Genomic DNA, 9675 nt, shown 5'->3' on the forward strand with positions numbered 1-9675 from the left:
GTCCGGTGCCGGGGAGGTGGGAGGGAAGTCCGGTGCCGGGGAGTGCGCAGGTGAGTGGGAACCGCACTGGGCCGTGGACCGCTGGGCCGCCGAGGCGCGGCTCGTACGCGAGGCCGAAGGGCTCGGGGCGGACGGCCTGGTCGGCGTCCGCCTGGGCGCGGGGCGGTGCCTCGCCGTCGACACCCGTGACGCACGCGTCGTCCAGGCCGAGGGGGCCTTCCCCCTGCTGCCCGATGCCGCGACCTGGGTGCCGCCCGACCGGGAACTCCTGCGCGCCGGCCTGATCGACGGCGAGCGGCTGCATCCGCTGGTGGCACAGGCGTTGGGCGTACGGGCCGCGCAGGCGGAGGCTTCGGACCGCGAGCCGGCCGGGCGTACCCACCTGGTCGACTGCCGTGGCGCCCGTCATCGTCTCGCACTCGTCGACGGAGTGCTCTCGCCCCTCGACCACGAACCCGCCGAGATCCAACGGGAGTCACTGCTCGCCGCACTCGGCGGGCCCCCGATGCCCTGTCTGCAGGTCATCGATGACGCCCACCGCAACCCCGCATCGCTCACCGGCATCCGTGAACGGCTGGCACACGGCGACTTCGCCGGAGCGTTCGACGTCCTGGAGAGCCTGCTCGGTCCGGGCGCCCACCTGCGCGACGGCCCGCTGCGCGACGTCCTGGAGACGGCCCTGCGCAGACGGATCGACCACGGGCTCTACCGGTCAGGACTCGGACAGCCGGGCCCGCCGGGAACCGAGTACCGCAAGCGGCGCGCAGCCGTGCGCACCCATCCGCGTCAGGCCCTGGGGCGCTGAGGCGGGCGCCGATCCGGACCCATCCCCGTACAGCGGCACCCACAGCACATCCCGTACAGCAGCACGCACAGCACACCCACCACCCACACACGAAAGGTGATCACACTTGGCAATGAACCGAAACACCACTCAACTCGACGTAGCAGAGGACCTGTTGGGGCTGCTGCGCGCCACCACCACCGAACCCCGCACCGACGTCCAGCTCGAAGCGCTCACGCTCGCCGTCGCCGCCGATCTGCCCGTGCTGCTCTGGGGCGAGCCCGGCATCGGCAAGACCGCCGCGCTCACCCAGCTCGCCGAGGCGCTCGACCTGCCCCTGACCACCGTGATCGCGAGCGTGCACGAGCCCTCCGACTTCGCCGGGCTGCCCATCGTCGGGGACGACCCCGCACGGCAGGGCGTGCCGATGGCGCCGCCCGACTGGGCCGTACGGCTCGTACGGGCGGGCAAGGGCCTGCTGTTCCTCGACGAGCTGTCCACCGCCGCGCCGGCCGTGCAGGCCGCGCTGCTCAGGGTGGTGCTCGAACGGCGCATCGGGGCGCTGCAGTTGCCGCCCGGCGTACGGATCGTGGCCGCCGCCAACCCGCGCTCGTCGGCCGCCGACGGCTGGGAGCTGAGCGCGCCGCTCGCCAACCGGTTCGTGCATCTGCAGTGGGCGCACGAACAGGACGTCGTCGTCCGCGGTCTGGGCGGGACCTGGCCACGGGCCACCCTGCCGCAGCTCGAACCGCAGCGCCTCGCGGAGTCCGTCGACTTCGCCCGGCGCGCCGTGTGCGGACTGCTCGCGGCCCGCGCCGCCTTGGTGCACCAGATGCCCAGCAGTGAGACACGGCGCGGCGGGGCCTGGCCCTCACCGCGCAGCTGGGACATGACGCTGCGTCTGATCGCCTTCGCCACGGCGGCCGGGGCGTCCCGCGAAGTGCTCTCGCTGCTCGTACGGGGGACCGTCGGCGACGGGCCGGGATTCGAACTCCTCGCCAGTCTGGACCGGATGGACCTGCCGGACCCGGAGCTGCTGCTCGCCGATCCGGCGGCGGCCGAGCTGCCCCAGCGCGGGGATCTGCGCCAGGCGGTGCTCGACTCGGTGGTCGCGGCCGTCCGGGCACGGCCGGAACGGGCGCGCTGGGACGCGGCCTGGGACCTGCTCGTGCGGGCCCTGGAGACGGGGGCGCCCGACCTGGTGGTCGTCCCCGCCACCACGCTGGCCTCGCTGCGGCGCGAGGACTGGGACGTGCCCGCCGCGATCGAGCAGCTGGCCGGGGCCGTGACCATCTCCCGTGACGCGGACCAGGCAGCGGCGCGGGTCAAGGCGACAGCGCGGGTGGGACGTTGAGCACGACACAGAAGGTGACGCAGGACGTGCCGCAGAAGGTGCCGCAGAACGTGCCACAGAGGGAAACGCGCAGGGAGGCGCAGAGGGAGACCCAGAGTGCGCCGCTCCCTCTCGACACGGCCAAGCTCTACGCGGCCCGCCTCCAAGCCGTGCGCGCCCGCCCGTACTTGGCGACCGCGCTCTTCGCACTGCACGTCGTCGAGTCACGCCAGGTGCCGACCATGGGCGTCGACCGGCACTGGCGCTGCTATGTGTCACCCGCCTTCGTGGACCGCACCCCCGTCGAGGACCTCGCCTCGGTGTGGGTCCACGAGGTCTCGCACCTGCTGCGCGACCACCACGGGCGCAGCGACCGGTACGCGCAACGGCACGGTCTGACCGGCGCGGCCGAGCGGCTGCGGATGAACATCGCGGCGGACTGCGAGATCAACGACGACGCGTTCGGGGACGGGCTCAAGTTCCCCCGAGGGGCGGTGAGGCCCGGAGCGTTGGGCCTGGACAACGGTCACCTCATGGAGGAGTACCTGAGCCGCTTCCGCCTCAGCCGGTTCACCGAGGCGTACGCCTGGCTCGACTGCGGCAGCGGAGCCGACGGACGGATACGGCCCTGGGACCTGGGGCCCGACGGCGCCCACGGCCTGAGCGAACAGGAGCGGGAACTGGTCCGGTTCCGGGTGGCCCAGGGCATCACCGGCCGGCCGGGAAGCGCGTCCGCCGGGTGGAAGCGATGGGCCGAGGAGGCCTTCCAACCGCCGCAGCCCTGGCGGGAGTTGCTCGGCGCCGCGATCCGCTCGGCCGCGTCCGCACCCGGTGTGGGCGAGGACTACACGTACGGAAGGCCCGCCCGCCGCTCCGTCAGCCTGCCGGGCATCATCCTGCCCAGCCTGCGCCGCAAGCCACCGCGCGTGAGCATCGTCATCGACACCTCGGGATCCGTCAGCGACGCGGAGCTGGGCGCCGCGCTCATCGAAGTCGCCGCGATCTCCCAGACGTTGGGCGGCCGCCGCGACCTGGTCAACGTGGTGCCCTGCGACTCCGCGGCGCGCCTGGTGCACCCGCTGTGCCGCGGAGAGGGGATTCCGCTGCTCGGCGGCGGCGGTACGGATCTGCGCGCCGGCTTCGCGAAGGCGCTGCGCAGTCTGCCGCGACCGGACGTGATCGTGGCCCTCACCGACGGCCAGACACCCTGGCCCAAGGAACGGCCACCGGCCCGTACGGTGATCGGCCTGTTCCCGCGCGCACCCCTGTACGACGAGGAGAATCCGGACTACATCCCGGATCCGGTGCCGGACTGGGCGAGGGTCGTGGAGATCGGGTAGGCGGCGGCCCGGATAAATTGCATTGCGACCTTGTTGAGCGCAGCCCGACAGTGGCCCCATGAAGACTGTGACCGTGCGGCCCGCCACCCTGGACGACGCGGCGGCGGCCGGCGAACTGCTCAACCAAGTGGATGTGGTCGAAGGCGGAAAGGCCGAGACCGACGTCGACGAGATCCTCGCCGAGTGGAAGCACCCCGAGGTCGACCTCACCCGTGACTCCTGGCTGCTCCACGAGGACGGGAAGCTGGTGGGCTACGGCCTGCTGTGGGACGAGTCCGGCGGCGAACGCATCGACGTCGACCTGTACATGCTGCCCGGCCGGCCCGACGGCGCGCGCCTGCTCCTCGACCGGATGGAGGCCCGGGCCGCCGAGCGCGCCGCCGAAAACGGCGTCGGCCGGGCGGTCATCCACCAGGGCCTGCACGTGACGACCGCAGTGGACCAGGACGTGCTGCGCGAGCGCGGCTGGCGCACCGTGCGGCGCTACCACGTGATGCACCGCGCGATCTCGCCCGCCGCCGACACCATGCCCGAGCCGCTGCCCGGGCTGTGCCTGCGCCCCTGCACGGACGAAGCGGACCGCCGGCAGGCGCATGCGCTCCTGCAGGAGTCGTTCCGCGGCCACTTCGACTTCCAGCCGCGTACGTACGAGCAGTGGCTGCACGACATCGACGCGGAGAACGCCGACTTCTCCCTGATCTGGATCGCCCGCCTCGAAGGCATGGGCGACATCGCCGCGATGCGCACCCGCAACGACCGCCTCACCACCGGCTGGATCAGCAACCTCGGGGTGCTCGCCGAGGCGCGCGGGCGGGGGATCGCCGGCTATCTGCTGCGGTACGCGTTCTGGTACTACGCGGGCCTCGGACGGGACCGGGTCAGCCTGGGCGTCGACACGGACAACAGCTCCGGGGCGCTCGCGCTGTACGAGCGCCACGGCATGTCGCTGGATGTGGCCGTCGACACCTGGGAGTTGACCCGGCCGGTCTGAGCTCCGGCTCGGGCGGCCGGTCCGCCCTCAGGAGGCGGACTGCCGCGTGCCCGACCATGCGGCCCAGAGCCTCGCGTACGGCCCGCCGGCGTCCTTGAGCCGCTCGTGCGGACCGGACTCGACGACCCGGCCGTGCTCGAGGACCACGACCCGGTCCGCGGTCGCGGCCTGGGTGAGGCGGTGGGCGACGATCAATGCGGTACGCCCGTCGAGCGCGGCCCGCGCGGACTGTTCGAGCAGCCGGGCGCCCGCGCTCCCCGCCTCCGCGGTCGCCTCGTCCAGGACGGCGATCAGCGGGTCCGCCAACACGAGCCGGGCGAGCGCGAGTTGCTGTGCCTTCGCGGCGTCCAGGCTGTGCGCGCCCTCGCCGACCACCGTGTCCAGGCCGTCCGGGAGCGTTTCGGCCCAGGTGAGGGCGTCGACAGTGGAGAGCGCCGCGCGCAGTTCCGCTTCGGACGCGTCGGGCTTGGCGAGCCGCAGATCCTCGGCGAGCGTGCCGGCGAACACATGCAGTTCCTGCGATACGAGGACGGCGCCCGGCCGCCCGTTCGCGGCGGCCGGCATCGTGACCTCGCCGCCGGTGGGCGGCTGCACCCCGGCGAGGATCCGGGCCAGCGTGGACTTGCCGGCGCCACTGGTGCCGACCAGCGCGACATGCTCGCCCTCGTGCAGATCGAGGTCGACGTCGTGCAGCACGGGGGAGGCGTCACCGTAGGAGTGCGTGATGCCCCGTACATGCACGAAGGCGTCCTCGCTGCGGCCCGTGGCGGGCCCGTCCGCCTCGATGGGCAGATCGGTCACACCGACGAGCCGGGCCAGGCCCGCGGTCGCCGACTGGGCGTCGTCGAGCAGGACCAGGGCCGCGTTGATGGGGCCGAAGAGATTGTGGAAGTAGAGCGCGGCCGCCGTGGCCGTACCGATCGAGACGGCGTCCTCGCGCACCAGGATCAGACCGGCGAGGAGCACCCCGACCAGGCCGATGTACTCGCCGATGTGCAGCCGTCCGTAGAAGCCGAGGACCAGGCGCACCCCGCGCTTGCTCAGTTCCACCGCCGCGCGCGAACGCTTCTCGACCCGCTGCGTGTGGTCGTCCTCGAGGAGATGACCGCGGACCGTGTCGGCGCCGCCGATGGTCTCGAGGAGCTGTTGCTGCTGTGCTCCGGTGGCGATGCGCTGCTTCGCGTACAGGGGAACGGCCCTGCCGACGTACCAGCGCGCCGTCCATGCCTGCACCGGCACCGCGAGCAGCGCGGCCACCAGGAAGCGCCAGTCGAGCACGGCGAGCGCGACGAGGGTGAGGATGATCGTCAGGGTGGCGCGGGCGAGTTCGGGCAGCGCGGAGCGCACGGCCTCGGACACCCGGGCCACGTCTCCCGTGACGCGGGCGGTCAGGTCACCGGAGCCGGCGCGCTCGATACGGTCGGCAGGCAAGGCGAGTGCCCGTTCGACGAACCGTTCCCGCAGCCGGGCGAGCACCGACTCGCCGAGCCGCGCGACCATCCCGAGGCCAAGCGCGGTCGAGGCGCCCTGCACGAGGGCGACGGCCACGAGGAGGACGACGGGCAGGGTCAGCACACCTGTCGATACGGAGCCGCCGCGCGCGCCGTCCGCGACGAGGTCGACGATCCGGCCGAGCAGCGGCTGCATGAGCAGGCCCACGGCCGTCGCGGCGACCAGGACCAGGGCCGAGCGGACGGCCAGGCCCCGGTCGGGGCGCAGGAGTTCCAGGGCGGCGGCGCGGGTGCGCCGGCCGGTCGCGACGGGCAGCAGGTCGGTCGCGGAGGAACGTTCCGTCGTCTCGTCGGTGGCTTCGGTCTGCTGCATGAGCTGCTGTGACGACGTGGTGGTCATCCCAGTACCGCCGTCCGGTAGAGAGCGCTGCGTTGGACAAGTTCTTCGTGGCGGGCCTCGTCGGCGAGCCGGCCGCCGTCGATCAGGACGACGCGGTCGGCGACGGCGAGGAGCGCCGGGCTGCTGGTGACCAGGACGGTCGTACGGCCCCGGCGCACCTCGCGGATGCCGGAGGCGATCCGGGCCTCGGTGGCGGCGTCGATCGCGGTGGTCGGGTCGTGCACGACGAGCACCTCGCGGTCGGCGGCGAGCGCACGGGCGAGTGCCACCCGTTGGCGCTGGCCGCCGGAGAGGGAGCGGCCGCGTTCGCCGACCGGTGCGGCCATGCCGCCGGGTACGGAGGCGGCCACTTCGTCGGCCGCGGCGGCGGTCGTCGCCGCCTCGTGGGCGGCGGCTCCGGCGGCGGTGATGTTCTCCTCGATCGATCCGGTGAACAGGTCCGCGGCGTGTTCGGCGACGAGGATCCGCGCGCGCAGCGCACGCGGGGAGAGGTCGGTGAAGGGGACGCCGTCCAGGGCGAGCCGGCCCGCGTCCGGGTCGGTGCGGCGGGCCAGACAGCGGACCAGGGTGTCGGCGTGGGCGGGGTCGGTGACGACGACGCCGAGGAACTCGCCCGGGGCGACGGCGAATTCGAGGTTTTGCAGGCCCTCGTGGGTGAGGGCGGAGAGGTGGAGGGCGGGCGGTGCCCCGTCGGCTGGGGCGGCCGGAGCGGGGACCTTGCGGGCCGCAGCCTCGGAGTCCGCGTTGTCGGGGGCGCCCTCGGAGTGCTCGTTACGGGCCGCAGCCTCCGAGTTCGCTATGCCTCCCGGTGCCGACAGGACCTCGCCGACCCGCTCCGCCGAAGCCCGCGACCGCGCCACATCGGCGGCCACCCAGGCCACCGTGTGCAGCGGGCCGGGCAGGAACAGGGCAAGGCCGACGGCCGCGACCAGTTCGCCGAGCCCGATGGCGTCGGTGAGGACCAGATGGCCGCCCACGAGCGCGACCAGCGCGATGAACACACCCGTCAAGGTCTGCATCATCCCGGTCTGCACCGCTTCGGCCCGGGCCGCCCGCACCGTCGCGTCCAGCGCGGCCCGGCTGGTGCGCCGGTACCGGTCGGACGCGGCGCGCTGGGCACCGAGGCCCTGGAGCACCCGTACCCCCGCGACCAGATCGGCCGCGACGCCCGACGCGTGGGCGGCACGCTCCTGTTCCGCGTGACTGCGCTGCTCGAGCGGGCGCGCGAGCAGCTGCCCGAGCCCCATCAGGACCGGAGTGCCGAGCAGGATCAGCAGGCCGAGCGGAACGGAAGCGCGCAGCAGCAGCACCGCACCGGCCGCGAGACCGATCACCGCGCCGAAGCCGATCGGCAGCGCGAACGTCACCCCGCCGGCCCGCCGTGCGTCCTCGGTGGTCACGGAGACCAGAGCGCCGGGCGGGCGGCCGCGCTCGGCCCCTCCGTACGGATCGAGGACGCGGCGGATCAGCCGCATCCGCAGGGTGTGCCCTGCGTGCTCCTTGGCGTACTCGGCCTCGCGGGCGCCGAGCTGGAAGCCGCCGGAGAGAAAGACGTAGACGACCGCGAGGATCAGTGCCCAGCGCGCGAACGAGGCGAGGTCGGGGTGGACGATCGCTCGGTCCACGATGAACCCGATCAGCACGGGGATCAGCGCCTCACCGATCTGGTGCGAGGCATTGAGCGCACAGGCCGCAAGGACCCGTCGTCGCTCGCCCTTGATCACTGTGCGCAGGACTTCACGCCCGTCGTGCCGCGCGGCGTCCCGCATGTCGCTCTCCCCACCAGGCCGTTGCATAAGCCAGGTAAGGCTAACTTGACCGGCCCGCAAGGGGGAGACCGGACGGGGGCTCGGTGGCCTGTCGACCGAACTCGCATGGTTTGTATACCAACACCCGGGCGACATTGGCCGCGCTTCGGGCGAATGCGCAGCTCTGATGAGGATTCCGATGCTTCGGGGTTACACCCTTGATCAGGTTCTTCAATTTGGTATACAAAAATCGAGTCGCCTCCCCGACCTTCTCAGGAGCCCTCGATGTGCGTGGAAGACGCCCCACCGCCCTCAAGCCGGATGACCCGCCGCGGAGTGCTCGCCGCGGCCGCCGCCCTCGCCGGAACCACGGCGGCGTTGACACCGGCCTCGGCCGCTTCGGCTGGGGCACCCTCCCGGCGCGGGGCGACGGGCGCGGATCTCGTCGTCGAAGGCGGCACCCTGCTCGACCCGGCCACGGGTGAGGTCACCGAGGACGCCGTGGTCGTCATCGAGAACGGGGTCGTGCGCGCGGCCGGTGCGCGCCGCGATGTCGCCGTGCCCCAGGGCGCCGAGGTCGTCGACGCGCACGGGAAGTGGATCCTGCCGGGACTCGTCGACGCCCATATCCACCTCAACACCGCGACCGAGGCACGCGACGCCGTACGGCAGGGCGCGACGAGCGCCCGCAGCGGTTCGACGAACTTCTACCAGGACATCGCGGTCCGGGAACTCGCCCGCCAGGCGCCCGCCCTCGCGCCCCGCCTCGAGGCCGCCGGTGTCTTCGTCACCCCCGACCTCGGCGACACGATCCTCGCCGACCCGGACCTCACCGAGCTCGCCCGCCTCGAGGGCGGTGTGCGCTCCGCCGAGGCGCTGCGCCGCGTCGTCGAGGTGAACCTCGCCCGCGGCGTCGACTGGGTCAAGACCCGGGTCAACGAGCGCGCCGGGCTGCCCGAGCAGGACCCGCTCGCCCAGGTCTACTCGTACGGACAACTGCGGGAGATCGTGACCGCCGCGCGCCGCGGCGGCAAGGGCGTGCTGTGCCACAGCTACGCCGAGCAGGGCTGCCACGACGCGGTGACCGCGGGCATCCGCTCCCTGGAGCACGGGGTGTTCGTCGGCGAGCGCACCCTTGTGGAGATGCGCCGCAGGGGTACGTACTTCACGCCCACCCTCTCCGCGATCGCGGGCCTGGCCGAGTCGTCCGACCCGGTGCTCGCCGAGCGTGGCCGCACCTATCTGCCGGTCCTCAAGCAGGCCGTACTCGCCGCGCATGAGCGGGGTGTGCCGCTGGCAGCCGGCACCGACTCGTCCGGCGGCAAGGTCAAGCCGATCGGCCGCGAGATCGAGCTGATGCACTCCGCGGGCCTGTCCTCGCTCGACGCGATTCGCACGGCCACGACCGGCGCGGCCCGGCTGCTCGGGCTGGAGCGCACGGTGGGCCGGCTCGCGCGCGGCTTCGCCGGCGACGTGGTGATCGCCGACGGCGACCCGCTGGCCGACGTCACCGTCCTGAAGCGCCCGGCCCGGGTGGTACGGGCGGGCGTCGCGCTCTGAGCGCCCGACCCCGAACCCACCGCCCGACCCCGAACCCACCGGTTGCCCCTGAACCCACCGGTTGTCCC

General features: G+C 73.2%; 6 protein-coding genes and 1 pseudogene. 5 read left to right on the top strand and 2 right to left on the bottom strand.

The window, feature by feature from the left end:
- The 4 genes and pseudogenes from G6045_RS36300 to G6045_RS36315 form a co-directional block, all read left to right on the top strand.
- Positions 1–805: pseudogene (locus G6045_RS36300) on the top strand (hypothetical protein); the annotation flags it as partial.
- A 112-nt stretch (positions 806–917) separates the two neighbouring features.
- Entirely contained in the window at positions 918–2138 is a 1221-nt protein-coding gene (locus tag G6045_RS36305) for an AAA family ATPase (protein WP_165336487.1), read from the top strand.
- 50 nt (positions 2139–2188) lie between these two features.
- The gene (locus G6045_RS36310; RefSeq protein WP_328708030.1) at positions 2189–3457 is read left to right on the top strand and encodes a vWA domain-containing protein; all 1269 of its coding nucleotides are present in this window, start codon (positions 2189–2191) and stop codon (positions 3455–3457) included.
- A gap of 58 nt (positions 3458–3515) precedes the next feature.
- Positions 3516–4448 (top strand): GNAT family N-acetyltransferase, encoded by a 933-nt coding sequence (locus G6045_RS36315; protein ID WP_165336489.1) that lies wholly within the window; start codon positions 3516–3518, stop codon positions 4446–4448.
- A gap of 27 nt (positions 4449–4475) precedes the next feature.
- Here G6045_RS36315 and G6045_RS36320 read toward each other — a convergent pair whose 3' ends face one another.
- Both G6045_RS36320 and G6045_RS36325 read right to left on the bottom strand, forming a co-directional pair.
- Positions 4476–6272 carry an ABC transporter ATP-binding protein gene (locus G6045_RS36320; protein WP_165336492.1) on the bottom strand — a complete coding sequence of 599 codons (1797 nt, stop codon included), beginning with the start codon at positions 6270–6272 and terminating at the stop codon, positions 4476–4478.
- Positions 6273–6295: 23 nt separating this feature from the next.
- Positions 6296–8068: an ABC transporter ATP-binding protein gene (locus tag G6045_RS36325; RefSeq protein ID WP_165336490.1), complete on the bottom strand. Its 1773-nt coding sequence runs from the start codon at positions 8066–8068 to the stop codon at positions 6296–6298.
- Between the two features lie 264 nt (positions 8069–8332).
- On the opposite strand from G6045_RS36325, the gene G6045_RS36330 reads away from it, so the two are divergent.
- The gene (locus tag G6045_RS36330; RefSeq protein ID WP_165336491.1) at positions 8333–9607 is read left to right on the top strand and encodes an amidohydrolase family protein; all 1275 of its coding nucleotides are present in this window, start codon (positions 8333–8335) and stop codon (positions 9605–9607) included.
- Positions 9608–9675 lie beyond the last annotated feature (68 nt).

Origin of the sequence: Streptomyces mesophilus, from assembly GCF_011044995.1 — a bacterium.
Taxonomy (GTDB): Bacteria; Actinomycetota; Actinomycetes; order Streptomycetales; family Streptomycetaceae; genus Streptomyces; species Streptomyces mesophilus.